The organism is Protaetiibacter sp. SSC-01 (assembly GCF_014483895.1).
In the GTDB taxonomy this organism is placed as follows: Bacteria; Actinomycetota; Actinomycetes; order Actinomycetales; family Microbacteriaceae; genus Homoserinibacter.
In genome coordinates, this window is record NZ_CP059987.1 from 685143 (window position 1) to 710737 (window position 25595).

26 protein-coding genes are annotated in these 25595 nt (G+C 73.1%); 15 read left to right on the forward strand and 11 right to left on the reverse strand.

What is annotated here, in order from left to right:
* Positions 1–20 precede the first annotated feature (20 nt).
* Positions 21–851: an aldo/keto reductase gene (locus H4J02_RS03225; RefSeq protein WP_187675680.1), complete on the forward strand. Its 831-nt coding sequence runs from the start codon at positions 21–23 to the stop codon at positions 849–851.
* Here H4J02_RS03225 and H4J02_RS03230 read toward each other — a convergent pair.
* From H4J02_RS03230 to H4J02_RS03255, 6 genes are read right to left on the reverse strand one after another with little or no spacing between them, the layout of a single operon-like run.
* Complete coding sequence (locus H4J02_RS03230; RefSeq protein WP_187675681.1) at positions 848–1597, reverse strand: MBL fold metallo-hydrolase; 750 nt, start codon at positions 1595–1597, stop codon at positions 848–850. The genes H4J02_RS03225 and H4J02_RS03230 overlap by 4 nt on opposite strands.
* On the reverse strand, positions 1594–2133 hold the full coding sequence (locus tag H4J02_RS03235; RefSeq protein WP_187675682.1) for a hypothetical protein: 540 nt from the start codon (positions 2131–2133) through the stop codon (positions 1594–1596). The genes H4J02_RS03230 and H4J02_RS03235 overlap by 4 nt, the downstream gene beginning before the upstream one ends.
* On the reverse strand, positions 2130–3629 hold the full coding sequence (locus H4J02_RS03240) for a hypothetical protein (protein WP_187675683.1): 1500 nt from the start codon (positions 3627–3629) through the stop codon (positions 2130–2132). The genes H4J02_RS03235 and H4J02_RS03240 overlap by 4 nt, the downstream gene beginning before the upstream one ends.
* The gene (locus H4J02_RS03245; RefSeq protein WP_187675684.1) at positions 3622–3915 is read right to left on the reverse strand and encodes a hypothetical protein; all 294 of its coding nucleotides are present in this window, start codon (positions 3913–3915) and stop codon (positions 3622–3624) included. The genes H4J02_RS03240 and H4J02_RS03245 overlap by 8 nt, the downstream gene beginning before the upstream one ends.
* The gene (locus H4J02_RS03250) at positions 3912–4730 is read right to left on the reverse strand and encodes an ABC transporter ATP-binding protein (RefSeq protein ID WP_187675685.1); all 819 of its coding nucleotides are present in this window, start codon (positions 4728–4730) and stop codon (positions 3912–3914) included. Before H4J02_RS03250 ends, H4J02_RS03245 begins: the two co-directional genes overlap by 4 nt.
* Before the next feature lie 3 nt (positions 4731–4733).
* Positions 4734–5054, reverse strand: coding sequence for a hypothetical protein (locus H4J02_RS03255; protein ID WP_187675686.1), 321 nt, complete (start codon positions 5052–5054; stop codon positions 4734–4736).
* Positions 5055–5206: 152 nt separating this feature from the next.
* Between H4J02_RS03255 and H4J02_RS03260 the strand changes: the two genes are divergently transcribed.
* On the forward strand, positions 5207–7048 hold the full coding sequence (locus tag H4J02_RS03260) for a thioredoxin domain-containing protein (protein WP_187675687.1): 1842 nt from the start codon (positions 5207–5209) through the stop codon (positions 7046–7048).
* 343 nt (positions 7049–7391) lie between these two features.
* Here H4J02_RS03260 and H4J02_RS03265 read toward each other — a convergent pair whose 3' ends face one another.
* Positions 7392–8288, reverse strand: a complete 897-nt coding sequence (locus tag H4J02_RS03265; protein WP_187675688.1) for a sulfurtransferase — start codon at positions 8286–8288, stop codon at positions 7392–7394.
* A gap of 9 nt (positions 8289–8297) precedes the next feature.
* Positions 8298–9014, reverse strand: a complete 717-nt coding sequence (locus H4J02_RS03270) for a DUF4386 domain-containing protein (RefSeq protein ID WP_187675689.1) — start codon at positions 9012–9014, stop codon at positions 8298–8300.
* Between the two features lie 114 nt (positions 9015–9128).
* On the opposite strand from H4J02_RS03270, the gene H4J02_RS03275 reads away from it, so the two are divergent.
* From H4J02_RS03275 to H4J02_RS03285, 3 genes are read left to right on the forward strand one after another with little or no spacing between them, the layout of a single operon-like run.
* Positions 9129–9605 carry a hypothetical protein gene (locus tag H4J02_RS03275; RefSeq protein ID WP_187675690.1) on the forward strand — a complete coding sequence of 159 codons (477 nt, stop codon included), beginning with the start codon at positions 9129–9131 and terminating at the stop codon, positions 9603–9605.
* A complete protein-coding gene (locus H4J02_RS03280; protein WP_187675691.1) occupies positions 9598–9813 on the forward strand; it encodes a helix-turn-helix transcriptional regulator in 216 nt (71 codons plus the stop codon). The genes H4J02_RS03275 and H4J02_RS03280 overlap by 8 nt, the downstream gene beginning before the upstream one ends.
* Positions 9814–9863: 50 nt before the next feature.
* Positions 9864–10361, forward strand: coding sequence for a DUF3060 domain-containing protein (locus tag H4J02_RS03285; RefSeq protein ID WP_187675692.1), 498 nt, complete (start codon positions 9864–9866; stop codon positions 10359–10361).
* A 54-nt stretch (positions 10362–10415) separates the two neighbouring features.
* On the opposite strand, the gene H4J02_RS03290 is transcribed toward H4J02_RS03285, so the two are convergent.
* The 3 genes from H4J02_RS03290 to H4J02_RS03300 are packed head-to-tail and all read right to left on the reverse strand — an operon-like array spanning position 10416 to position 14144.
* Positions 10416–11024, reverse strand: a complete 609-nt coding sequence (locus H4J02_RS03290) for a CoA-binding protein (protein ID WP_187675693.1) — start codon at positions 11022–11024, stop codon at positions 10416–10418.
* A gap of 4 nt (positions 11025–11028) precedes the next feature.
* Positions 11029–12378, reverse strand: coding sequence for an O-acetylhomoserine aminocarboxypropyltransferase/cysteine synthase family protein (locus H4J02_RS03295; protein ID WP_187675694.1), 1350 nt, complete (start codon positions 12376–12378; stop codon positions 11029–11031).
* A 41-nt stretch (positions 12379–12419) separates the two neighbouring features.
* The gene (locus H4J02_RS03300) at positions 12420–14144 is read right to left on the reverse strand and encodes a dolichyl-phosphate-mannose--protein mannosyltransferase (RefSeq protein WP_187675695.1); all 1725 of its coding nucleotides are present in this window, start codon (positions 14142–14144) and stop codon (positions 12420–12422) included.
* 136 nt (positions 14145–14280) lie between these two features.
* On the opposite strand from H4J02_RS03300, the gene rsmI reads away from it, so the two are divergent.
* The 10 genes from rsmI to H4J02_RS03345 all read left to right on the forward strand — a co-directional run bounded on the left by rsmI (position 14281) and on the right by H4J02_RS03345 (position 25359).
* Complete coding sequence (gene rsmI / locus H4J02_RS03305; protein WP_187675696.1) at positions 14281–15087, forward strand: 16S rRNA (cytidine(1402)-2'-O)-methyltransferase; 807 nt, start codon at positions 14281–14283, stop codon at positions 15085–15087.
* A gap of 101 nt (positions 15088–15188) precedes the next feature.
* Positions 15189–16781, forward strand: a complete 1593-nt coding sequence (gene metG, locus H4J02_RS03310; RefSeq protein ID WP_187675697.1) for a methionine--tRNA ligase — start codon at positions 15189–15191, stop codon at positions 16779–16781.
* Positions 16778–17698, forward strand: coding sequence for a TatD family hydrolase (locus tag H4J02_RS13985; RefSeq protein ID WP_262406193.1), 921 nt, complete (start codon positions 16778–16780; stop codon positions 17696–17698). The genes metG and H4J02_RS13985 overlap by 4 nt, the downstream gene beginning before the upstream one ends.
* On the forward strand, positions 17695–18519 hold the full coding sequence (gene rsmA / locus H4J02_RS03315) for a 16S rRNA (adenine(1518)-N(6)/adenine(1519)-N(6))-dimethyltransferase RsmA (protein ID WP_262406194.1): 825 nt from the start codon (positions 17695–17697) through the stop codon (positions 18517–18519). The genes H4J02_RS13985 and rsmA overlap by 4 nt, the downstream gene beginning before the upstream one ends.
* Before the next feature lie 13 nt (positions 18520–18532).
* Positions 18533–19060 carry a DUF4287 domain-containing protein gene (locus H4J02_RS03320; protein WP_187675699.1) on the forward strand — a complete coding sequence of 176 codons (528 nt, stop codon included), beginning with the start codon at positions 18533–18535 and terminating at the stop codon, positions 19058–19060.
* Between the two features lie 68 nt (positions 19061–19128).
* Entirely contained in the window at positions 19129–20061 is a 933-nt protein-coding gene (locus tag H4J02_RS03325; protein WP_187675700.1) for a 4-(cytidine 5'-diphospho)-2-C-methyl-D-erythritol kinase, read from the forward strand.
* A 338-nt stretch (positions 20062–20399) separates the two neighbouring features.
* On the forward strand, positions 20400–20759 hold the full coding sequence (locus H4J02_RS03330) for a helix-turn-helix transcriptional regulator (RefSeq protein WP_187675701.1): 360 nt from the start codon (positions 20400–20402) through the stop codon (positions 20757–20759).
* Entirely contained in the window at positions 20756–22417 is a 1662-nt protein-coding gene (locus tag H4J02_RS03335; protein ID WP_187675702.1) for a SulP family inorganic anion transporter, read from the forward strand. The genes H4J02_RS03330 and H4J02_RS03335 overlap by 4 nt, the downstream gene beginning before the upstream one ends.
* Positions 22418–22463: 46 nt before the next feature.
* Entirely contained in the window at positions 22464–24452 is a 1989-nt protein-coding gene (locus H4J02_RS03340) for an ABC-F family ATP-binding cassette domain-containing protein (RefSeq protein WP_187675703.1), read from the forward strand.
* A 121-nt stretch (positions 24453–24573) separates the two neighbouring features.
* A complete protein-coding gene (locus H4J02_RS03345; protein WP_187675704.1) occupies positions 24574–25359 on the forward strand; it encodes an SDR family oxidoreductase in 786 nt (261 codons plus the stop codon).
* Positions 25360–25595 lie beyond the last annotated feature (236 nt).

Consider the following 25595-nt stretch of genomic DNA (forward strand, 5'->3'; position numbering starts at 1 on the left):
CGAGGGGGAGGATGGAAGGTATGACTGTTCCCCTCATCACACTCAACGACGGCCACACGATCCCGCAGCTCGGCTTCGGTGTCTTCAAGGTCGACCCCGACGAGGCGGAGCGCGTCGTCACCGACGCCCTCGAGGTCGGCTACCGCCACATCGACACGGCCGCCGTCTACGGCAACGAGGTGGGCGTCGGTCGCGCGATCGAGAAGTCGGGTATCCCCCGCGAGGAGCTCTTCATCACGACGAAGCTGTGGAACTCCGACCAGGGCACGCAGTCGGCGTTCGACGCGATCGATCTGAGCCTCGAGAAGCTCGGCCTCGAGTACGTCGACCTGTACCTCATCCACTGGCCGCGCCCCGACCTCGACCGCTACGTGGAGACGTGGCTCGCGATGGAGCAGATCCGCGACGAGAAGAAGACCCGCTCGATCGGCGTCTCGAACTTCCACCAGCCGCACCTCGAGCGCGTGATCGCCGAGTCGGGCACGGTGCCAGCCGTCGACCAGGTCGAGCTGCACCCCGCGTTCCAGCAGCGCGAGCTGCGCTCCTTCGCGGAGCCCCTCGGCATCCGCACCGAGGCGTGGGGCCCGCTCGGTCAGGGCAAGTACGACCTGTTCGGCGAGAAGGCGGTGCAGGATGCCGCGGCCGCGCATGGTGTGAGCCCCGCGCAGGTGGTCGTTCGCTGGCACCTGCAGAGCGGCATCGTCGTGTTCCCGAAGTCGAACTCGCGCGAGCGCATGGCCGCCAACTTCGACGTGTTCGGTTTCGAGCTGAGCGCGGATGAGATGGCCGCGATCGACGGCCTCGACCGCGGTCTGCGCGTCGGGTCGGACCCCGAGAAGGCGACCTTCTAGACCTCGATCGCCACGCGTGCGCCGCGCGGGGTGTCGACGAGCACCTCGTCGAGCCCCGCGTCGGCGAACGCCATCTCGAGGTCGGCGCGGCTCTCGGAGAAGTGGGCCCAGTCCTCGACGTGCACGCCGACGACGCGACGTGCGCCGAGCATCCGGGCGGCGTCGGCGGCCTTCTTCGAGGTGAGCGTGAGGGCGACGGGCACGGGCGAGACGCGAGCCGCGCCCGCGAACAGGATCGCGATGTCGACGGGCCCGAAGCGCGAGGCGTGCTGGTGCACGAGGGCGAGCGAGGAGTTGTCGCCCGAGACGTAGAGCGACGGCTCGCCGGGCGCGGTGACGAGGAAGGCCGTGACGGGGCCGATGCGCGAGGCGAGCACGCGCGGACCGTGGCGGCCGGGCAGTGCGGTGACGGTGACGTCGCCGAGGCGGTGCTCCTGCCATGGCTCGAGCCCGACGACGGGTGCGCCGAGTTCGGCGGCCGCCTCGGGCAGCGAGAGCACGAGCGGGCTGCGCATGGCGAGCTCGCGGCCGCTGTCGTCGAAGTTGTCGGCGTGGCCGTGGTGGCTCAGCAGCACGAGGTCGACGGGCTCGATCGCGGATGCCGGCAGGCCCGGCCCCGCGGTCTTGTCGAGGTCGTGCTCGGGGTAGTGGTGGGGCTCGTCGAAGGTCGGGTCGAGCAGGATGCGCAGCCCCGCGTATTCGACGAGGGCTGTCGGGCCGCCGATGTAGGTCACATGGGTGGTCATGCGCCGAGTGTAGGGGCGCGGCGCTCGGCGGGCGAGGGCCCGGCGGCGCGCCAGGCACGTCGGTCGGCGGTGGGCAGGGCGAGTGAGACGGCGTGCGCGACGCCGAGCACCCAGCCCGCGATGACCTCCGCGGGTGCGACGGTCACGAGCGGTGTCGCGGCGACGGATGCGGCGAGCGGCGCGAGCGGCCCGGCCGCGGTCACGAGGCGGTCGCGTCGGCGAGGGAGCGGCTCGCGGCGGATGCGCGCCATGAGGGTGCCGCACTCGAGGGTGACGCGCCCGTGTGGGGCGAGCACGCGGTAGGCGGCGACGTGCCCGAGCTCGTGGACGGCGTTCGCGACGAGGGCGAGGCCCAGCACGGCGGCCCCGTGGGCGACGACCGTGTGCCCCGTCGCGATCGCGACGCCCGCCGCGAGGCCGAGGCCCGCGATGGCGGGGGCATCCGCTGCGAGGAAGGCGACGACGCCCCGGGCGACCGCGCGCACGAGCCCTGGGGGGAGGGCCATCGCGCGGCCGCCGAGGGGCGCGTCGCTCATGCGATCGCGAGGTCGTCGACGCGGCGGCGCCGGGTGGCCGCGATCCAGCCCGCAGCGAGGAGGGCGACGGATGCCGCGAGGGCGATCCACGCCGTGGGCTCCGGTCGGCCGTCGGCGATGAGCTGCAGCGGCACGATGGCGAGGGCGAAGATCGCGAACGACGCGGCGCTCGTGATGGTCGTCGCGAGTGGACTCTGCTGCGACCACGGCACGAGCACGCCGCCGAGTGAGGCGGCGAGGCACAGCGCGACGCCGACGCCGAGGCGCTGGGCGGCGTTCGCGGCGTCGACCGTGCCGGTGCCGAGGAGCACGGCGGCGCTCGCGACGGCCGGCACGGCTCCCACGACCGCGGCCGCCGCGAGCCGTTCGGCGGCGATCCGGGGCGCGTCGGCGCCCACGCCCCGCACCCACCATGAGGTGCCGTGCGTGAGTCCGAACGCGAACATGCCGATCGCGAAGGGCGCGACGAGCGGCACGCTCGTGAGCGGATGGGTGAGCAGCTCGAGCTCGCGCGCGGCGGGTGTCGCAAGGGCGACCGCGAGCACGAGGGATCCCGCGCCGAGGATGAGGAACTGCGGCAGGCGCACGAGCGCGAGGGCGTGCACGGCGACCCCCGCGGCGACGCGACCGCGCGGAAGGGGCGCGCCCACGAGCATCCGCGTGTGCTCGGCGGTCGCGAGCCGCGACGGGAATCGCAGGGCGAGGGCGACGAGCGCGGCGACGACGAGCGCCCACGCGACGAGGATCGCGCTCGCGAGCAGGGCGCGGCTCGGCTCGCTCGTCGTCGCGAGCTGCGCGACCGCCTCGAGGGGCGAGAGCGGCACCTCGGCGTCGGGGCGGGGCGCCGGCACGAGGTAGGGCCCGGATGCCGCGAGCAGCCCAGCGAGCACGACGACGGCGGCCGCGCCCGCGGCGTACGCGTGGGGCAGGCGGGCGCGCGCGGCCGCCGAGTAGACGAGCTCGAACGCGGAGGGGATCGCGAGCGCCGCGAGGACGAGCAGTCCGAGGTGTGCGCTGAGGGCGCCCGCGGCTCGAGCCGGCTCGTGTGCGTAAAGCGTGACGAGGAGCACGCCGAGCGGCGACGCGAGCACGAGCGAGAACGCCGTGCCGAGCAGCACCGTCGGCAGCCGCTCGCCCACGACGCGCGCGGCGGCGCCGACCGGGAGCACGGCCGCGAGGTCGCCGAGGGCGCTCGACCGCGGGCGGGTCGCGGCGAGGAGCAGCTGGGGGAGGGCCCCGCCGACGACCGCGCCCGCGGCGGTGATGCGGAGGAAGGGCGTGCGCGGCACCTCGGCCGGCAGCTCTCCCGCCGCGGTCAGGGTTCCCGCGATGAACGTCGACACGAGCGCCGCGAGGGCGGCGCACAGCACGAGCGCGACGACGATCCCGGCATCGACGACGCGCGGTGCGCCGCCGAGCGCCGTCGCCGTGTGACGGCGCCACACCGTCCACGAGGCGCGTGCGAGCACGCCGGCGCCCGCGAGAACCTCAGCCATCCGCGGGCTCCCGGCGGATGCGGTTGCGCCGACCCGCGAGCGCCCCGAGGAGGGCGGCGAGCGCCGTCCACACGAGGAGCGCGACCGCCATGCCGCCCCAGTCCGGCAGGAACGCGAGCTGCGGCATGCCGTCGACCGTGACGAACTCGGCGCGGATGATGCCCGGCACGTGGACGCCGGAACGCGTGGAGAACGCGATCGCGATCGCCGCGAAGCACGCGATGACGAGACCGAAGACCCCGGTCGCGAGGCCGGCGATGGCGGCGGTGACGGTCGTGCGGATCATGGGGTCGTCCTCTCGGGGGTGGGGTGCAGGGGGAGGTTCTCGTCGGCGGCTTCGGTAATCGGCAGCACCTCGCGCAGCAGCTGCTCCTCGGCGGCGTCGTCGAGCCCGTCGCTCGTGAGGCGCGGGAAGGCTTGCTCGAGGTCGTCGGCGGCCGCGAGCTCGCGGAGGTGCGCCGGTGCGCCCTCGGCGACGACGCATCCGCTGTCGAGCAGCCACACGTGGTCGCTGTCGCGCTCCGCCCGCAGCAGGTCGTGCGTCGCGACGAGCACGGAGCGGCCGCCCGCCACGAACCCCGCGAGGTAGCGCCGCACGAGCGCCGCCGCGCGCGGGTCGAGCCCGCGGAACGGCTCGTCGAGCACGAGCACGAGGGGGTCGTGCGCGACGGCGGCGACGAACTGCAGCTTGCGCCGCATGCCGTGGGAGTACTCGGAGATCTGCCGCCCGAGCGCCTCGCGGATGCCGAGCAGCGTGCACAGCGCATCCGCCCGCTCCCCGTCGTCGCGTCGCCGCAGACGGTCGTGCAGGGTGAGGTACTCGCGGCCGGTGAGGGCACCGGGCAGCGGCAGGTCGTCGGGGGCGTAGCCGAGCAGGGCGCGGGCGGCGGGTTCGCGGATGTCGATGCCATCCACCTCGACGCGGCCCGTGGTCGGCGGCAGCAGCCCCGTGAGGATGCCCAGGGTCGTGGTCTTGCCGGCACCGTTGGGTCCGAGCAGGGCGTGGGTGCGCCCCGCCCGGACCCGCAGGTCGAGCGGCTGCAGCACCCGTCGCGACCCGCGAGAGAGCGAGATGCCGCGGGCGTCGAGCAGCACGGTCACGCGTCAGGCCCGGCGGCAGGCGAGCTGGAACCAGCCGTTGCTCTGCGTCGGCCAGTGCACCGCGGGCCACCAGTTGGGGCCGAAGTACGAGTGGCAGTAGATGATCCACGCCGCGGCCGCGCCGACGACGGCGATGAGGGCGACGGCGGCGGCGACCGCGATGACGGCGATGAGGATGAGCGGCGCGACCTCGTTGGTGATGTCGGGCCCGGTGCGCTCGGCCCGGGCGGTGAGGACGGACGTGACCCGGTGCGCCGCGGACCGCGCGGCGAGGTCGAGTCGCACGCCCGCGCGCACGGCGGGGGTGAGGGTGAGGACGGTCATACGGGGACTCCTTCGTTGTGGGATTGCGGAGGGGAACTGACCTAGCAAGCCTGATTCATCAGGCGATGCGTCATTACTAGCAGGCCTGCGCTGCCGTCCACCAGCGATCTCCGGCATCTGTGGAGAAGTCGTCGAGGCGTACCCTCGGGAGGATGGGAAGCCGCCTCGCCGACGCCGTCAGCCCCTACCTGCGTGCCCACGCCGACAACCCCGTCGACTGGTGGCCGTGGGGTCAGGAGGCGTTCGCCGAGGCCGCGCGCCGCGATGTGCCCGTCATGGTGTCGATCGGCTACGCGACGTGCCACTGGTGCCACGTCATGGCGCGCGAGTCGTTCTCCGACCCCGAAGTCGCCGCCTACCTCGACGAGCGCTTCGTCTCCGTCAAGGTCGACCGCGAGGAGCACCCCGACGTCGACGCCGCCTTCCTCGCCGCCGCATCCGCCTTCACCCACCAGCTCGGCTGGCCGCTCACGGTTTTCGCGACGCCCGAGGGGCGCGTGTTCTTCGCCGGCACCTACTTCCCGCCGCGCCCCGTGCAGGGAGTGCCGTCGTTCCGTCAGGTGCTCGAGGCGGTCGACGAGGCGTGGACCGATCGCCGCGCCGAGGTCGAGGCGACGGGCACCGCCGTCGCCGAGGCGCTCGCCGCACGGCCCGACGACCCCGAGACGCCGCTGCCCGGCGACGCCGAGCTCGCGGCCGCCGTCGCCGAGCTCGCCGGCTTCGAAGACCCCGAGTTCGGCGGCTTCGGCGTCGACGCCAAGTTCCCCAACGCGCCCGTGCTGACCTTCCTCGCCGAGCGCGCGATCCACGGTGACGCCGCCGCGCGCGCCTTCGGCGAGCGGCTCTACGCCGCCACCCTCGCGCTCCGCGACCCCGTCGAGGGCGGCTTCTTCCGCTACGCGGTGCGCCGCGACTGGACCGAGCCGCACTACGAGCGCATGCTCTCCGACAACGCGCAGCTGCTCGACCTCGCGACCGCCCACGGCGACGCGGAGGGGGCGGATGCCGTGGCCGGCTTCCTGCTCGACGTGCTGCGCCTGCCGGGCGGCGCTTTCGCATCCGCTCAGGACTCGGAGAGCCTCGTCGACGGGCGCCGCAGCGAGGGCGGGTACTACGCGCTCGACGCCGAGGCGCGCGCCGCGCAGCCGGCGCCCGCGCTCGACGCGAAGGTGCTCGCGGGGCTCGACGGCCTCGCGATCGGGGCGCTGGCCGACGCGGGCGTGCGCTTCGGTCGGCCCGAGTGGGTGCGCGCCGCGTCGGAGGCGGCGGATGCCGTGCTCGCCGTCCATCTCGAGCGCACGCCCGAGGGCCCGCGGCTGCGGCGCGCGAGCCTCGACGGACGCGTCTCCGACGCCGTCGCGACCCTCGAGGACTACGGCGGGCTCTCGGGCGGGCTGCTGCGGCTCGCGCTCGCGGAGGGCGACGCGGCGCGGGGCGAGCTCGCGCGCGAGCTCGTCGACGCGTGCGTCACGGGTGACGCCGTCGCGGCGCCCGGGGGAGGGGACCCCGTGCTCGCCGCGCGCGGCATCGCCGTCGACGCCGACCGCAACGAGGGCGCCATCCCATCGGGACTCGCCCTCATCGCCGACGCCGCCGCCCGCCTCGGCGGGCTGGTCGACCCCGGCTACCTCGACGTCGCCGCGCGCGCCCTCGCGCCGAGCCTCGGCGCCGCGCTCGAACGCCCCATCGCCTACGGCTCGACGCTCGCGGTCGCCGCGCGCCTCGCGGCCCCGCAGGCCGAGCTCGTCGTCGTGACCCCGGATGCGGTGGCCGCCGACGACCCGCTCGTCGCCATCGCGCGCGGCTGGGCCCGGCCGGGCCGCACCCTGGCGATCGTGACGGAGGCGCAGACGGCGGCGCTCGCGGCATCCGGGTTCGAGCTCTTCGCGGAGCGCACTACCCTGGGCGGGGCCACCACCGCGTACCTCTGCGAGGGCTTCACGTGCCGCCTGCCGGTGACGGATGCGGAGGAGCTGCGTGTTGCCGCTGGTTGAGTAGCCGGCAGAGCCGGCGTATCGAAACCCGGCCGGCGTCATACGTTCGTCGGGTTTCGATACGCGTCGCTGCGCGCCGCACTCAACCGGCGGTGAACGGGGGCCGCGGCGTGCGCGCCTTACCGCTGGTTGAGTGCCGCGCGCCGCGCCGGAGGCGCGACGCACGGCGTATCGAAACCGGACCTGTGTCATACGTTCGCCCGGTTTCGATACGCGTCGCTGCGCGCCGCACTCAACCCGCGGTAGAGCGCGGGGGCTGCGCGCCGCACTCAACCCGCGGTAGAGCGCCGGGGCTGCGCGCCGCACTCAACCCGCGGTAGAGCGGGGCCGCTGCGCACCGCACTCAACCGGCGGCGGACGCGACCTCCGCTGTCACGAGCGGCGCATCCGGATCCGCGACCCACTCGTTGAGGGAGCCGTCGTAGATGGCGACCGAGCGCTCGCCGAGGAGGGTGAGCGCGAGAGCACTCGAGGCGGCCGCGATGCCCCCACCGCAGTAGGTGATGATCTGCGGGGCGCCGAGTGCGGGGGCGAGGCGCTCGCGGAGCGCGTCGGCACCGAGGAGCGTGTTGACGTCGCGGTCGACGAGGAGCCCCGCGGGCGCCGAGGTCGAGCCGGGGATGTGGCCGGCACGCGCGCGCGAGACGACCTCGCCCGTGAACTCCTTCGGCGGCGTCGAGCACACGAGCGCTGCCTCGCGCTCCCCGCGCACGACGGCCTCGACATCCGCCTTGTCGGCCCACAGCTCGGGCCGCGGCCGGGCGGTGAACGCTCCCGGCACGGGCTCGACGTGCCCGAGCACGAGCTCGCGCCCCTCGGTGCGCCACTTCTTCAGCCCGCCGTCGAGCACGGCGACGCGGTCGTAGCCGAACGCGCGGAACAGCCACCACAGCCGCGCCGCCCACTGGCCCACGGCCGTGTCGTAGACGACGAGCACGGCGCCGTCGCCCACACCGAGCGCACCCGCCGCGGTGGCGAAGCGCTCGGCGTCGGGACGCGTGAACGGGTAGGCGCCCTCGGGGTCGGAGAACTCCTCGATGAGGTCGGCGAACACCGCGCCCGGCACGTGCCCCTCGAGCAGGTACTGCTCGTGCCCGCTCATGTAGCCGGTGCGCCCGTCGGGCCGCGTGAAGCTCACGACGGATGCGTCGGCGACGACGAGGCCCTCGCTCCCGAGGTGGTCGGCGAGCCACTGGGTGGAGACGAGCGGTGCCGGGGGTGCGGGCAGTTCGGCGGTCATGCCAGCACGCTAACCCCGCGCTGTGACATCCGTCCGGGTGCGCGCAACACGTCGTAACCGGACCTCGGGACGGATGCCGACGAACAGCAGGTAGCCGATCATCCACAGCTCGCCGACGGTCGCGAGGTACGCGAGCGCCTCGCCCACGGGGGCCAGGGCCGCCCACGCGCCGAGGAGCGTGCCCAGCACGTAGCCCACCCCGCCGGCGATGAGCGCCCAGCCGAGCACGCGCGGCATCCGCCCGGTGGCGAGCGCGAACGCGCCCATCGGCAGCAGCCACAGCCCGAAGAAGACGGCGCCTCCCTCCCAGGCGGCGGCGCTCAGCCCGTGCAGGAGCGCGACGGTCGCGGCGGCGTCGCCGGCGGGTGCGAGGGTCGGGTCGGATGCGACGGCGAGCGAGGTCGAGAGGAAGCCGGCGCAGCCGAGGATGGCGACGGCGTTCGCGAGCCCGAAGGCCGCGACGCCGAACGCCGCGGTGGGGTGGTCGCGGCGGAAGAGGGCGTAGAACCCCCACGCGGCGAGCGCCTGCGTCACGACGATGAGCAGCTCGAACACGATCGCGAGCTGGGCGAGGCCGGGGTCGTCGCGCAGGCGCCCGAGCGCGGCATCCGGGTCGCCGGGGGCCGTGATCTGCGTCCTGAGCACGAGGTGCCCGATCATGCCCGTGACGGCGACGCCGAGGTAGGCGGCTCCCGTCCAGCGGGCGGTGGCGGTGAGCGAGGGCATGGTGTTCTCCGATCCGGTATGTCAAGCTTTCTTGACATCCGGACGCTAGCCGCGGCGCGCGGGCAATGTCAAGAATGTTTGACATTGAGCCCGCGGAGGCCTACCGTTCGAGTCATGGACGCAGACCTCGACCGCATCCCCGCCACCACGAGCGAACGGGCCGCCTGGATCGCGGCGGTGCTCACACCGCTCACCGCCATCGGCTACTTCGCCGTCGTACTGCCGCAGCTCGGCGGGCAGCCCGTCGCCGACATCGGGTGGCAGGCGCCGATGCTGTGGTCGATGGGGATCAACTTCCTCGGCACGATCGTCGTCACGATCATCGCGACGATCATCGCCGGCATCGGGGCGGGGCTGCGCCGCGAGGAGCTCGACACCTCCTCCGACGAGCGCGACCGCGAGATCGACCGCCACGGCGGCCGCGTCGCCCTCGCCGTCGCCGCCGCGGGCCTCCTCGTCGCGCTCGTGCTCGCGATGCTCGAGGCAGACCCGTTCTGGATCGGCAACGCCGCCTTCCTCCTGGGCGCCGCCGGCGCGACGGCGGGCGCGATCGCGCAGGTGCGGGCCTACCGCGGAACGTTCCGTGGTTAAGGCCACGCGCGTCACCAACGACATCCGCGAGCTCCGCGCCGCGCGCGGCGTCACCCAGGTGGAGCTCGCGGCCGCCGTCGGCGTCACCCGTCAGACGATCATCGCGATCGAGCAGGGCCGCTACTCGCCGTCGCTCGAGATGGCGTTCCAGATCTCCCGTGCCCTCGGGGTGCGGCTCGACGAGGTCTTCCACTACCCCGAAGACTGAGCGCGCGCAACCCGGTCGTCGCGCCGCATCCGCCGACCTAGCCTGGCCGCATGTTCCGTCGACGCGCAGCCATCGTCCTCCTCGCGGGTTCCGCGATCGCCCTCAGCGGATGCGTCATGCTCCCCGAGGTCGACGGACCCGACCCCGACCCGGCCCCCGGTGCCTCGGATGCCGCACTCACGTGCGACGGCGAGCTGCGGCTCGACCAGCCCGGCGAGTACCGCGTCGGCGACTGCGACGAGCTCGAGATCGCGGGGCAGAACATCGAGGTCGTCGCGGGCGAGGTCGGCTCGCTCGTCATCCGCGGCGATGACAACGAGGTCGAGACGGGGTCGCTCGGGTCGGTCGACATCGAGGGCCAGGACAACGAGATCGACGCGACCGACGTCGGCGACGTCGAGATCGCGGGGAATCGCAACAGCATCGACAGCCGCGGCGACGTCGGCGCCGTCGCGATCCAGGGCAACGAGAACGAGATCGAGTACGGCGGGGACGTCGGATCCGTCGACGACGGCGGCGACCGCAACGAGGTGCGGCAGGAGCGCTGAGCGCGCGAGCCCGTCAGCGCGGCGGCGTCAGCGCGCCTCGAGCGCGCTACCCCGTCAGCGCAGCGTCTTGCGCGAGGTGATCTGCCCGGTGTCGAATCCGAGCAGGTGCAGCCCGCCGTTGAAGCGCGCGTGCTCGACCTTGATGCAGCGGTCCATGACGACCGTGAGGCCCTTCGACTCGCCGTAGTACGCGGCCTCCTCGTTCCAGATGCCGAGCTGCACCCAGATCGTCTTCGCGCCGATCGCGAGAACGTCGTCGATCACCTGCGGGATGTCGCTCCCGCGGCGGAACACGTCGACGATGTCGGGCACGACGGGCAGGTCGGCGAGCGACTTGTACACCGGCTGCCCGAGGATCTCGGTCGCGTTCGGGTTCACGAAGTAGAGGTCGTAGTCGCTCGACTGCTGCAGGTAGGTCGCGACGAAGTACGACGAGCGCGCCGGGTTGGGCGAGGCGCCCACGATCGCGACCGACTTCGCGCGGCGCAGGATGCCGAGGCGCTCCTGGGCGCTCGGGCCGATCCACGTGCGCTTGCTGCGCAGCAGCTTCGCAAGGGGCGAGTCCGCGGGCAGCGAGCAGGAGAGGCCGTTTTGCAGGTTGACGGTGGTCTCGGCAGGCTCGACCCGGCGCTCGACGTCCGGAGTCTCGGTGACGGCGCTCATGCGGTCATTCTCCCCTCGTCGCGATGGTCAGCGCTCGATCGAGGTCGTAGAGGATGTCGTCGATGTCCTCGATGCCGACCGAGATGCGCACGAGGCCCGGCAGCACACCGCCGTCGAGCAGCTGCTGCTCGGTGAGCTGCGCGTGCGTCGTCGAGGCGGGGTGGATGACGAGGGTCTTCGCGTCGCCGATGTTCGCAAGGTGGCTCGCGAGCTCGACCGACTCGATGAACCGGCGGCCCACCGTGCGCGAGTCGCTCGTCGCCGAGCCCTTCACGCCGAAGCTGAACACGGCACCGGGTCCGAGCGGGAAGTAGCGCTCCGCGCGGGCGAAATGCGGATGCGACGGCAGGCCCGCCCAGTTCACGAACTCGATGCGGTCGTCGGCGGCGAGGAACTCGGCCACCTTGCGCGCGTTGTCGACGTGCGCCTGCATCCGGAAGGGCAGCGTCTCGACGCCCTGCGCGAGCAGGAACGCCGAGTGCGGTGCGAGGGCCGGGCCGATGTCGCGCAGCTGCTCGGCGCGCAGGCGCGTGAGGAACGCGTACTCGCCGAAGTTGCCGTGCCAGTTGAGGCCGCCGTAGTGGGGCACCTCCTGGTCGAAGAGCGGGAAGCGCTCGTTCGCCCAGTGGAAGCGGCCCGACTCGACGACGGCGCCGCCGAGGGTCGTGCCGTGGCCGCCGAGGAACTTCGTGGCGGAGTGGATCACGACATCCGCCCCCCACTCGATCGGGCGGTTGAGGTAGGGGGTCGCGACGGTCGAGTCGACGATGAGCGGGATGTGGTGCGCGTGCGCGACCTCTGCGAGGCCCTCGAGGTCGGCGATGTCGCCCGAGGGGTTCGTGATCGACTCGACGAAGATGAGCTTCGTCTTGTCGGTGATCGCGGCGGCGTAGTCGGCCGGGTCGGTGCCCGTCACGAACGTCGTTTCGACGCCGAAGCGGCGCAGCGTCACGTCGAGCTGCGTGACCGATCCGCCGTAGAGGCTCTGTGCCGCGACGATGTGGTCGCCCGCGCCCGCGAGCGACGCGAAGGTGATGAACTCCGCCGAGAGCCCGGATGCCGTGGCCACGGCCCCGAGGCCGCCCTCGAGCGACGCGATGCGCTCCTCGAACGACGCGACCGTGGGGTTCGCGAGGCGGGAGTAGATGTTGCCGTACTTCTGCAGCGCGAAGCGGGCCGCCGCATCCGAGGTGTCGTCGAAGACGAACGCGCTCGACTGGTAGATCGGCAGGGCGCGTGCGCCGTGGACGGCGTCGGGGATGTTGCCGGCGTGGATGGCTCGGGTGCGGAAACCCCACGCGTGGTCGGAGCCGTGGGCGGGGGCGGCGGGCGCGGCGGCGTCGCTGTCTGGCATCCGATCAGGCTACCGGCGGCTCCGGAGTGTTGCGGTGTGTTTCAGATCCAGGAGCGGAACCAGTAGTGCAGCTGCTGGAACCACACGGGGGTGGGCTGCGCCGACCACAGCGGCCAGAAGAACACCGAGGTCAGCACGACGATCGCGAGGTAGACGCCGACGGTCGTGAGCCCGGCCAGGCGGCGCGGCCGCGGGTCGGTGCGCGAGCCCGCGACTGCGGCGATCGCGGCCGTCAGCGCGAGCACCATGAAGGGCTCGAAGGCGATCGTGTAGAACTGGAACACCGTGCGGTGCAGGTAGAGCAGCCACGGCAGGTAGCCGGCCGCGATCCCCGTCAGGATGAACGCCTCCGCCGTGACCGTGTGGCCGCGCAGCAGCCGCAGCACCGTGCGCACGAGCACGTAGCCGAGCGCCGCCGTCGCACCCCACCACAGGAACGGGTTGGCGATGTCGAGGATCGCCTCGGCCCACCCGTCGCCGACGTTCTCGTAGTGCATGCTCGTCGGACGCACGAGGAAGAGCCACGTGAGCGGGTTCGCCTGGTAGCTGTGCTCGCTCGTGAGACCGGCATGGAAGTTCATGATCGCTGCCTGGTAGTGCCACCAGTTCTGCACGTCGAACGGCACCCACGCGAGGGCGCCCTCCCACGCCTTCCCGCCGCCCGACTCGATCCAGCGGCGGTAGTAGCCGCCGTCGGTCGCGAACCAGCCCCCCCAGCTCGCGACGTACACGACGAGCGCGAGCGGCACGAGCAGCACGAAGTTGGCGGGACCCTGGCGCAGCACCGCCGAGGCGCCCCACGTGGGGATGCCGACGCGCTTGCGCAGGAAGGCATCCGCCACCACCGTGTAGAGGCCGAACGCGGCGAGGAAGTAGAGGCCGTTCCACTTGACGCTCGCGGCGCAGCCGAAGGCGAGCGCCGCCGCGATGAGCCACGGGCGCGCCCACAGCACGGGGCCGAGCTCGATCGGCTGGCCGGTGGCGCGTCGGCCGGCCGCCCACTCCTCGATGCGCCGGGCCACGCGTTCTCGGTCGACGAGCACGAAGTACGCGCCGAGCAGGGCGAAGAACGCGACACCGGTATCGAGCAGCGAGACGCGGCTCAGCACGATCGCGTTGCCGTCGATCGCGAGCAGGCCGCCGGCGAGCACCGCGAGCGTCGTCGAGCCGAACAGCCGCTTCGCGACGAGCATCGTGAGGGCCACGAGCAGGATGCCGACGACCGCGATCCCGACGCGCCAGCCGAACGCGCTGTCGGTGCCGAACGCGGCCATCCCGGCGGCGATGATCCACTTGCCGAGCGGCGGGTGCACGACGAACGAGGCGTCGGTCGAGTAGACGTCGGGGTCGCCAGCGGCGAACGACGTGTTCGCGTCCTCGGGCCAGCGCGACTCGTAGCCGAGGTTCGAGAGAGTGTACGCGTCCTTCACGTAGTACGTCTCGTCGAAGACGATCTGGTGCGGGTGGTCGAGCCCGACGAGGCGCGTCGCGGTCGCGACGGCGAGCACCGCGGCGGGCGCGCCCCACTCCGCGATGCGGCGGATGCGGGGGTCGGCCGCCCAGCGCTGCCACGCGTCGTCGAGGCGCGAGCCCGTGGGTTCGGGGTGCGACGGCTGTGGGCCGTACCCTGGCCCACGCCCGGGGCGCGGTTCAGTCGCGGGTTCGGACTCGGCGCTCACGATCCCGTCGAACTCGGCGGCCCGCCCGGTCCCCGCAGCGCGCTCGGTCCCCGCAGCGCGCCCGGTCCCCGCAGCGCGCTCATCCATCCCGGCATCGTATCCGCGGCCGCCCGCGTCGTGCCCTCCCGTCCCCTGTCCGCGAGAGTACGTACTTTTCGCCCAGAACCGGCCCTGCAGCGCGAAAAGTACGTACTCTCGCGGACGAGGGCGGGAGGATGGTGGCGTGATCATCCTCGCGGCGACGCCCATCGGCAACCTCGGCGACGCCTCGCGGCGGCTCGTGGAGGCGCTCGAGAACGCCGAGGTCATCGCGGCCGAAGACACCCGCACGACCGTGCAGCTGCTGCGCGCCCTCGGCGTCGACAACCGCCCGCGCCTCATCGCCCTGCACGAGCACAACGAGAGCGCGAGAGCAGCCGAGCTCGTCGAGCTCGCGCGCGAAGGAGACGTGCTCGTGCTCTCGGATGCCGGCATGCCCACCGTCTCCGACCCCGGCTTCCCGCTCGTCGCGGCGGCGGCGGATGCGGGGGTCACGGTCACGGCGATCCCCGGTCCCAGCGCGGTGCTCACGGCGCTCGCGGTGTCGGGCCTGCCGACCGACAGGTTCTGCTTCGAGGGGTTCCTGCCGCGCAAGGGGCGCCTCGCCGCCATGCGGCCGCTTGCGAGCGAGCCGCGCACGCTCGTCTTCTTCGAGTCGCCGCACCGCATCGCCGACGCCCTCGCCGACCTCGCGACCGCGTTCGGCGCGACCCGCCGCGCCGCCGTCTGCCGTGAGCTCACGAAGCTGCACGAGGAGGTCGCGCGCGGCACCCTCGCCGAACTCGCCAAGCGCTTCGCCGACGGCACGCGCGGCGAGATCGTCGTCGTCGTGGAGGGCGCCGCCCCCGCGACGGCGAGCTTCGACGACGCGCTCGCGCAGGTGCGGGCCCTCACGGCATCCGGAACCCGACTCAAGGAGGCGACCGCCGAGGTCGCCGAGGCGACCGGCCTCTCGCGCCGCGAGCTCTACGAGGCCGCGCTCAAGAGCTGATCGCGGCCGAGGTCTCGAGACGCGTCCGCCTCGCGGGCGCTCGACCACCGGACACGGGCGTCCGCCGTCACAGACACGGGCGCGCAACTAGACTCGTCGCCATGCCATCCGGCGAGAGCTTCTTCATCACGACCCCCATCTTCTACGTCAACGACGTGCCCCACATCGGTCACGCCTACACGGAGGTGGCGGCCGACGTGCTCGCGCGCTGGCACCGCCAGGCGGGTGACGACACGTGGCTGCTCACGGGCACCGACGAGCACGGCCAGAAGATCCTGCGCACCGCCGTCGCGAACGGCGTCGAGCCGAAGCAGTGGGCCGACAAGCTCGTCGACTCGGCCTGGCTGCCGCTGCTCGAGACGATCGACATCGCCAACGACGACTTCATCCGCACGACCGAGCCCCGCCACGAGGACGCGGTGGCGCTCTTCCTGCAGAAGCTCTATGACGACGGCTTCATCTACGCCGGCGAGTACGAGGGCTACTACTGCGTCGGCTGCGAGGAGTACAAGCAGCTCGACGAGCTCGACACCCCGACCGAGGGCGAGTACGCGGGCCAGCTCGTGTGCCGCATCCACTCGCGTCCGGTCGAGATCCTCAAGGAGAAGAACTACTTCTTCCGCATGAGCCAGTTCACGGATGCGCTGCTCGACCTCTACGAGACGCAGCCCGACTTCGTGCAGCCCGAGAGCGTGCGCAACGAGATCGTGCAGTTCGTGCGCCAGGGGCTCTCCGACCTCTCCATCTCGCGGTCGAGCTTCGACTGGGGCATCAAGGTGCCGTGGGACCCGTCGCACGTCGTCTACGTGTGGTTCGACGCGCTCCTCAACTACGTCACGGCGGTCGGCTACGGCACCGACGACGAGCAGTTCGCGCGCCGTTGGCCCGCCTACCACCTCGTCGGCAAGGACATCGCGCGCTTCCACGCCGTCATCTGGCCGGCCATGCTCATGGCCGCGGGCCTGCCCGTGCCGCGCAAGGTGTTCGGCCACGGCTGGCTGCTCGTCGGCGGCGAGAAGATGTCGAAGTCGAAGCTCACGGGCATCGCCCCGCAGCAGATCACCGACACCTTCGGCTCCGACGCGTTCCGCTACTACTTCCTGCGCGCGATCACCTTCGGGCAGGACGGCTCGTTCAGCTGGGAGGACCTCTCGGCCCGCTACCAGGCCGAGCTCGCGAACGGCTTCGGCAACCTCGCCTCGCGTGTCATCGCGATGGTGGGCCGCTACTACGACGGCGCGCTCCCCGCGCCCGCCGGGTACACGGATGCCGACCTCGCGATCCAGCGGGTCGTCGCGAAGGCGGCGGCGGACGCCGACGACGCGATCGAGCGCTTCGCCATCAACGAGGCGATCGCCGCGATCTGGACGATCGTCGATGAGCTCAACGGCTACATCACCGAGCAGGAGCCGTGGGTGCTCGCGAAGGACGAGGCCACCCGCGCGCGCCTCGGCACCGTGCTGTACACGGCATCCGAGGGGCTCCGCGCGCTCGCGACGCTGCTCGCCCCGATCATGCCGATCGCGACGGGCAAGCTGTGGGCGGCGCTCGCGGGCGAGGGCCACGGGCCGCTCGCCGAGCAGGGCGTGCGCGAGGCCGGCACGTGGGGCGTTCTGCAGCCGGGATCGGCGGTGAGCCCCCTCGAGCCGCTCTTCCCGCGCATCGAGGACGTCGCCGACACGGGAGCCGCGTGACCGACGCGTTCCTGCGCGCGAGGGAGGCTCCGGACGGGCCTCCCCGGGACTACCCGCCCCTGCCCGAGGCGCTCGTCGTGCCCGTCTACGACAACCACACGCACCTCGAGATCGCCGACGGCGCCGAGCCTCTCGACTACCGCGAGCAGCTCGACCGCGCCTCCGCGGTCGGCGTGAAGGGCGTCGTGCAGGTGGGCACCGACCTCGCGACGTCGCGGTGGAGCGCGGATGTCGCATCCGTCGAGCCGCGCGTGCTCGCCGCCGTCGCGATCCACCCGAACGACGCGCCCGAGCTGCTCGAGCAGGGTCTGCTCGACGAGCACCTCGCGGGCATCGACGAGCTCGCGGCCCGGCCGCGCGTGCGGGCGATCGGCGAGACCGGGCTCGACTTCTTCCGCACGGATGAGGCGGGGCGCGACGCGCAGTACCGCTCGTTCGAGGCGCACATCGAGATCGCGAAGCAGCACGGTCTCGCGCTGCAGATCCACGACCGCGACGCGCACCGCGAGGTCGTCGAGACGCTCGACCGCGTCGGCGCCCCCGAGCGCGTCGTGTTCCACTGCTTCTCGGGCGACGCGGGCTTCGCGCAGCTCGTCGCGGAGCGCGGATGGTTCCTCTCGTTCGCGGGCACGGTCACCTTCAAGAACGCCCCGGCACTGCGCGAGGCGCTCGAGGTGATCCCGCGCTCGCGCATCCTCATCGAGACGGATGCGCCCTACCTGACCCCGATGCCGTTCCGCGGGCGGCCCAACGCGCCCTACCTCATCCCGCACACCCTGCGCGCGATGGCGGCGCACCTCGGAACCGACGCCTCGATGCTCGCGGCGCAGATCACCTCGACGACGGAGCTCGTCTACGGCCACTGGGACGACGAGCCCGTCGACGCCCCGCGCGGCCCCTACGAGGACCAGACGTGAGCCTCCTGGGCCCCGCCGAGATCCGCGACCTCGCCGACGCCCTCGACCTGCAGCCCACGAAGAAGCTCGGCCAGAACTTCGTCGTCGACGGCAACACGGTGCGCAAGATCGTGCGCACGGCATCCGTCTCCGAGGGCGAGCACGTCGTCGAGGTGGGGCCGGGCCTCGGCTCGCTCACCCTCGGCCTGCTCGAGGCGGACGCCCGCGTGACGGCGATCGAGATCGACAAGCGGCTCGCCGAGCAGCTGCCGCACACCGTCGAGGCGATGCAGCCCGGCGCCCCGCTGCAAGTGATCTCCGCCGACGCGCTGCGCGTCGAGGGCGTGCCGGGGGAGCCGACGGCGCTCGTCGCCAACCTGCCCTACAACGTCTCGGTGCCCGTGCTGCTGCACCTGCTCGAGGTCGTGCCGAGCCTCGCGAGCGCGCTCGTCATGGTGCAGGCGGAGGTCGGCCACCGGCTCGCCGCCGCGCCCGGCTCGCGCGTCTACGGCTCGCCGAGCGTCAAAGCCGCCTGGTACGGCACGTGGTCGATCGCGGGCACGATCAGCCGCCAGGTGTTCTGGCCCGTGCCGAACGTCGACTCGGTGCTCGTCGGTTTCCGCCGCGGCGAGCTGCCCGGCACGGAGGAGGAGCGGCGGGCGACGTTCGCCCTCGTCGACGCCGCGTTCGGGCAGCGGCGGAAGATGCTGCGGCAGGCGCTCGCGGATGCGCTCGGCGGCTCGGCCGCGGCATCCGCTCGTCTCGAGGCGGCTGGCGTCGACCCGACGGCCCGCGGCGAGCAGCTCACCGTGGGGGACTTCCTACGCGTCGCCCGCGCGTAGCAGGATCGGTCACGTGGCGATCAGGGGCAGCGACGAGACCGTCTCCGACGAGGCGCTGACGGCCGCGACCGGTCGGGCGCCCGGCGAGTGGTTCGCGCTGCTCGACGCGGCGGGCGCGACGGGCTGGACGCATAGCGTGATCGCCGATTGGCTGCGCGCCGAGCACGACGTCGACCCGTGGTGGTGCCAATCGATCACGGTGCGCTACGAGCAGGCGCGCGGCCTTCGGCTGCCCGGGCAGCAGGCCGACGGCACCTTCTCGACGAGCACCTCGCGCACGGTCGACGGCCCGCTCGAGGCTGCGTACGGGCGCGCCGTCGCGGCGTTCCGCGCCGAGCTCGGCGAGCCGGCATCCGCACGCGACACGGGCGCGCGGCCCTACGCGCGCTACCCCGGGCGCGACGCCGGGTCGGTGCTCGTGACCGCCGAGGCGACGTCGAGCGGGCGCGTGCGGGTCACCGCCACGCACGAGCGGCTCACGGGGCCCGAGGCGGTTGCGGATGCCAAGGGCGCGCTCGCGGGCATCCTCGCCCGGCTCTGACAGGGGTCGCGCACGGGGGCCACCGCGCGGGGTCAGACGACGCGTTCCACCTCCCTTAGGGTGGAGCAATGACCACCTCCGGGCGCGCTGCGGTGCACGTCAAGGCGCCGGGGAAGATCAACGTCTTCCTCAAGGTGGGGGCCATCGACGACACCGGCTACCACGACGTGGCCATCGCCTACCAGGCCGTCTCGCTGTGCGAAGACGTGCGCGTCACCGAGGCGAGCGACTTCTCCATCGAGGTCACCGGCTCGGTCGAGCTCTCCCGGGTGCCGGTCGACGGCTCCAACATCGCCATCAAGGCGGCCCGCATGCTCGCGGCGCGCACCGGCTACGACGGCGGCGCCCACATCCGCATCGACAAGCACGTGCCGGTCACGGGCGGCATGGGCGGCGGGTCCGCGGATGCCGCGGCCACCCTCGTCGCGTGCGACGCGCTGTGGGGCACCGAGCTGCCGCGCGAGGAGCTGCTCGACCTCGCCCGCAAGCTCGGCGCCGACGTGCCCTTCGCGCTCACGGGCGGCACGGCGATCGGCACGGGACGCGGCGACGAGCTCTCGCCGGCCCTCGCATCCGGGAGCTTCCACTGGGTGCTCGCGCTCGCCGACTTCGGGCTCTCCACGCCCGCCGTCTACTCGGAGCTCGACGAGCACCGCCGCCGCCACGCGCAGGACATCTTCCCCGCCGACCCGCGGCCGCAGGTGGCCACGAACGTGCTGCAGGCGCTGCGCGCGGGCGACCCGCACATGCTCGCCGAGGCGATGCACAACGACCTGCAGGCCCCCGCGCTGCACCTCGAGCCGTCGCTCGCGGAGGTGCTCGAGCTCGGCGAGCAGAACGGCGCCCTCGCCGGCATCGTCTCGGGCTCCGGGCCGACGGTCGCGTTCCTCACCGCGGATGTCGACTCCGCCCTCGAGCTGCAGGTCGCCCTCTCGGCGGCTCGCCTCAACGTCGTGCGGGCCACGGGGCCGGTGCACGGGGCGCGGATCGTCGCGGACTGACCGTGCCTTCGCGGCGGCGGCGGTGCTTCGCGCGCCCTCCCGCTGGTTGAGTAGCGCCGCTTCGCGCGCCCTCCCGCTGGTTGAGTAGCGCCGCGTCGCGGCGCGTATCGAAACCAGACGAACGTGTGACGTCGGTGGGGTCTCGATACACCGCCGCGTCGCGGCGGCACTCGACCAGCGGGGAGCGCGGGCGCCCTCGCGTCCAGCGGTGAACACGCCGAACGCGGTGAACGCGGGCTCCCCCGCGACCAGCGGGGAGCGCGGTGGACGCGGTGAACGCGGCGAACGCGGGCGCCCACGCGACGGACGGTGAACACGCGCGATATGATGACTTCATCATGCCGTTCTCCCGCTCCGAGCGCCCCCTCTACGAGGTGAAGGCGGGGCTCTTCAAGGGGCTCTCGCATCCGTTCCGCATCCGGCTGCTCGAGCTGCTCGCCGACGGCGAGGAGCACACCGTGGCCGAGCTGCAGGAGGCCACCGGCCTCGAGGCCTCGCACCTGTCGCAGCACCTGGCCGTGCTGCGCCGCCACCGGCTCGTCGCCTCGGACCGCCGCGCGAGCCACGTCTACTACCGGCTCGCGCACGCCGACGTCGCCGAGCTGCTCGCCGTCGCCCGCCGCCTGCTCGCCGACATCGTCGCCGCCGACTCGGCGCGCGCCGCCGACGTGGCCGCCCTCCCCGAGCTGCCGCGATGAGCGCCGCGGACGTCGCGCGCCGCACGGGCCGCCGCATCCGCGCCCTCCTGCCCTCGGCCGAGGACTACCGCCCGCTGCGCCGCAGCTGGCGCGGCGACCTCGTCGCGGGCCTCACGGTCGGCATCGTCGCGCTGCCGCTCGCGCTCGGCTTCGGCATCTCGTCGGGCGCGGGGGCGGAGGCCGGCCTCATCACCGCGATCATCGCGGGCGTCGTCGCGGCCGTGTTCGGCGGCTCGAACGTGCAGGTCTCGGGGCCGACGGGCGCCATGGTCGTCGTGCTCGCGCCGATCGTCGCGCAGTACGGCGTGGGCGCCGTCGCGCTGCTGAGCGTCATGGCGGGCGTGATCGTGCTTGTCGCGGGGGCGCTGCGCCTTGGCCGGGCGGTGTCGTTCATCCCGTGGCCCGTCATCGAGGGCTTCACGCTCGGCATCGCCGTCATCATCTTCCTGCAGCAGGTGCCCGCGCTCACGCGCGCCGACACGGGCGGCACGAGCCACACGAACGTCGTCGTCACCGCGGTCGACACTCTCGTGCACGCCGACCCCGCCTACCTGCTGTGGGCGCTCGGCGCCGTCGCGGTCGTCGCGCTGTGCATGGTGCTGCTGCCGAAGCTGCACCCCTCGATCCCGGGCTCGCTCATCGGCATCGCGCTCGTCGCCGTCCTCGCGCTCCTGCTGCCCACACCCCTCGCCGACATCGGCGAGCTGCCGAGCAGCCTGCCGCCGCCGAGCTTCCCCGCCCTCGACCTCGGCACGCTCGGCCACCTCGCGCTGCCGGCGCTCACGGTCGCGGCCCTCGCGGCGATCGAGTCGCTGCTCTCGGCGCGCGTCGCCGCATCCCTCGCCGACACGGGCCCCTACGACCCCGACCGCGAGCTCGTGGGGCAGGGACTCGCATCCGTCGCCGCGGGACTCTTCGGCGGCATGCCCGCGACGGGTGCGATCGCGCGCACCGCCGTCAACGTGCGCTCGGGCGCCCAGACGCGCGTCGCCGCGGTGTTCCATGCGGTCGTGCTGCTGCTCGTCGTGCTCGTCGCCGCCCAGCCCGTGGGCCTCATCCCGCTCGCGGCGCTCTCGGGCGTGCTCATGGTCACGGCGGTGCGGATGGTGCACCGCGCGACCGTGCGCAGCATCCTGCGCTCGACGCGCGCCGACGCGATCGCCTTCGTCGTCACGGCCATCGTCACGATCTCGGTCGACCTCATCGTGGCCGTCGCGATCGGCATGGTCGTGGCGGGCATCTTCGCCATCCGCAGCCTCTCTCGGGCCACCGGCGTCACGCGTGAGGAGCTGGGCGAACCGGTGCCGGGCGACGAGCGCATCGCCCTCATCCGCCTCGACGGTCCGCTGTTCTTCGCCGCCGCCGACCGCGTGTTCGACACCGTGACGGCGCTCGAGAACGTGTCGGTCGTGATCCTGCGGATGTCGCAGATCGAGCTCGTCGACGCGACGGGCGCGCACGTGCTGAGCGAGATCGTGCAGCGACTGGAGGCGCGCGGCATCACAGTGCTCATCAAGGGCGTGCGCGAGGGGCACGTCGAGCTGTTCCGCACCGTCGGGGTGCTCTCGGCGCTGCGGCACCACAAGCACCTCTTCGACGACCTGCCCTCGGCGATCGAGCACGCCCGCAGCCACATCGCCCGGGAGGCGGCCGGCTGACGCGGCCGTGCAGGTCCGGCCCATCCGCGCCGCCTAGGCTCGACGGGTGGCACACCTGCTCGGCGCCGAGAGCATCTCCCTCTCGTTCCCCACGAAAGACGTCTTCGACGACGTCACCGTCGGCATCGACGAGGGCGCGCGCATCGGCGTCGTCGGACGCAACGGCGACGGCAAGTCGACGCTGCTGCGCATCCTCGCCGGCCGCCAGCAGCCCGACTCGGGCCGCGTCACGGTGCGCGGCGGCACGCGCATCGGCATGCTCGACCAGTCCGACCGGCTGCCCGAGAACGAGACGATCCACCACGCCGTCGTCGGCGACCGCGCCGAGCACGAGTGGGCGGGTGACGCGAAGGTGCGGGATGTCGTGCGCGGCCTGCTCGGGGATCTCCCCTGGGATGCGCGCATCGGCGAGCTCTCGGGAGGCCAGCGCCGCCGCGTGGCCCTCGCCGCGCTCCTCTCCCGCGAGTGGGACGTCGTGTTCCTCGACGAGCCCACCAACCACCTCGACGTCGAGGGCGTCGCGTGGCTCGCCCGGCACCTGAAGACCCGCTGGTCGAAGAACCAGGGCGGACTCGTGGTGGTCACCCACGACCGCTGGTTCCTCGACGAGGTGTCGACCGACACGTGGGAGGTGCACGACGGCATCGTCGAGCCGTTCGAGGGGGGTTACGCCGCGTACGTGCTGCAGCGGGTCGAGCGCGACCGGATGGCGGCGGCATCCGAGGCGAAGCGCCAGAACCTCATGCGCAAGGAGCTCGCGTGGCTGCGCCGCGGCGCGCCCGCACGCACGAGCAAGCCGAAGTTCCGCATCGAGGCGGCGAACCAGCTCATCGAGGACGTGCCGCCCGTGCGCGACAGGGTCGCGCTCGAGAAGCTCGCGACGTCGCGACTCGGCAAGGACGTCGTCGACCTCGAGGGCGTCTCGGTCGCGTTCGACGGCCGCGAGATCCTGCACGAGGTGACGTGGCGCATCGCTCCCGGCGAGCGCACCGGCATCCTCGGCGTCAACGGCGCCGGCAAGTCGACCCTGCTGGGCGTCGTCGCGGGCACCGTCGCGCCCGACGCGGGGCGCGTGAAGACCGGCAAGACGGTGAAGCTCGCGGTGCTCGACCAGCGCCTCGCCGAGCTCGACGAGATCGCGAACGACCGGGTCGCGGATGTCATCGGCCGCCAGCGGGCCAGCTACCGCACCGGCGCGGGCGCCGAGCTCACGCCCGGTCAGCTGCTCGAGCGCCTCGGCTTCTCGAACGCGCAGCTCTCCACCCCCGTCAAGGACCTCTCGGGCGGCCAGAAGCGTCGTCTGCAGCTGCTGCTCATCCTGCTCGACGAGCCCAACGTGCTCATCCTCGACGAGCCCACCAACGACCTCGACACCGACATGCTCGCCGCCATGGAGGACCTGCTCGACTCCTGGCCCGGCACCCTGCTCGTCGTCTCACACGACCGCTACCTCATCGAGCGCGTCACCGACCAGCAGTACGCCGTCATGGGCGGACGGATGCGGCACCTCCCGGGTGGGGTGGATGAGTACCTGCGGCTGCGTCAGACCGGGGCTGGTTTCGACACGCCCGCTTCGCGGGCTACTCAACCAGCGGGTGGGCGCGCCCCCACCGCTGGTCGAGTGCCGTCGCGCAGCGACGCCCCCACCGCTGGTCGAGTGCCGTCGCGCAGCGACGGTGTATCGAGACCCGACGAACGTCAGACGTCGGCTGGTTTCGACACGCCCGCTTCGCGGGCTACTCAACCAGCGGGTGGCGCCGCCCCCTCCGCTGTTCGAGTGCCAGCGGGTGCGGGCGCCGCCGCCACCCTCTCCGGCGCCGAGCGCCGCGCCGCCGAGAAGGAGCTCGCATCCGTCGAACGCCGCATGGCGAAGGTGGGCGACGCGATCACCGCGATGCACGCGGCGTTCGCGACCGCGGACCAGAGCGACTACGCCGAGCTGCAGCGACTCCAGGCCGAGCTCGCGGGGCTCGAGGCCGACTCGAGTGCGCTCGAGGAGCGCTGGCTCGAGCTCGGTGAGCAGCTCGAGGGCTGACCCCCGCATCCGCTCCGGCGAGGGGTCGGGGCGGGACCGAAGTCCCTGTGCGCCGCCCCGCGGCATCCCTAGGCTCCGAAGTGTGGCGACGACGCAGACGCCGCCGGAGAGGGAGAGCGAGATGCGCACCTACGTTGTGACCGGAGCCGCTTCCGGCATCGGCAAGACCACCAGGGAACTGCTCGAGAGCCGCGGCGAGCGCGTGATCGGCGTCGACCTCGCGGGGGCCGACGTCGATGCCGACCTGTCGACGCCCGCGGGCCGCGCAGGCCTCGCGGATGCCGTGACGGCTCTCGCCCCCGATGGCATCGACGCGATCGTCGCGAACGCGGGCGTCGCCCAGTTCACCCCGCTCACCGTGAGGGTCAACTTCTTCGGCGCCGTCGCGACGCTCGAGAACCTGCGTCCGCTGCTCGCCGCATCCGCCGCCCCGCGCGCGGTCGTCACGTCGTCGTTCTCGTCGCTGCAGGACAACGACCCCGAGCTCGTGAGCCTGCTGCACGCGGGAGACGAGGATGCCGCGGTCGCCCGGGCGGATGCGCTCGTCGAGCAGCAGCTCGGCCACCTCATCTACGCGTCGACGAAGCGCGCGATCTCGGAGTGGGTGCGCGCGCAGTCGATCACGCCCGAGTGGGCGGGCGCGGGCATCCCGCTCAACGCGGTGGGCCCCGGCGTCATCGTCACCCCGATGACCGCGGGCTTCCTGGAGACGCGGGAGGGTCGCGACCAGCTCGCCCAGGCCGTGCCGATGCCGCTCGCCGGGCCGGCCGAGCCGATCGTCGTCGCGCGGCTCATCGCGTGGCTGACGAGCGAGGAGAACACCCACCTCGCGGGCCAGACCGTGTACGTCGACGGCGGCGCCGACGTCGCGATCCGCGGACCGCACGTCTTCGGCACCAGCGACTGACCCGGCCCGCCCTCGTCTCCCGGCCCGCCCTCGTCTCCCCGTGAGGGCGGGTTCCCCCGAGGCGTCACCCCCGGTTGCCGCGCCCGCACGGGAGGTGGCGCCTCATTCCTCGAACTGGCTGTAGTCGGTGACCATCGGCCGGATCTCGACCGCGACGCCGGGCAGCCCGAGCGAGGGGGTCGAGGTGTACGTGATGACGAACTTCATGGCGGTGTCCTCTCGTCAGGGGAACCGTG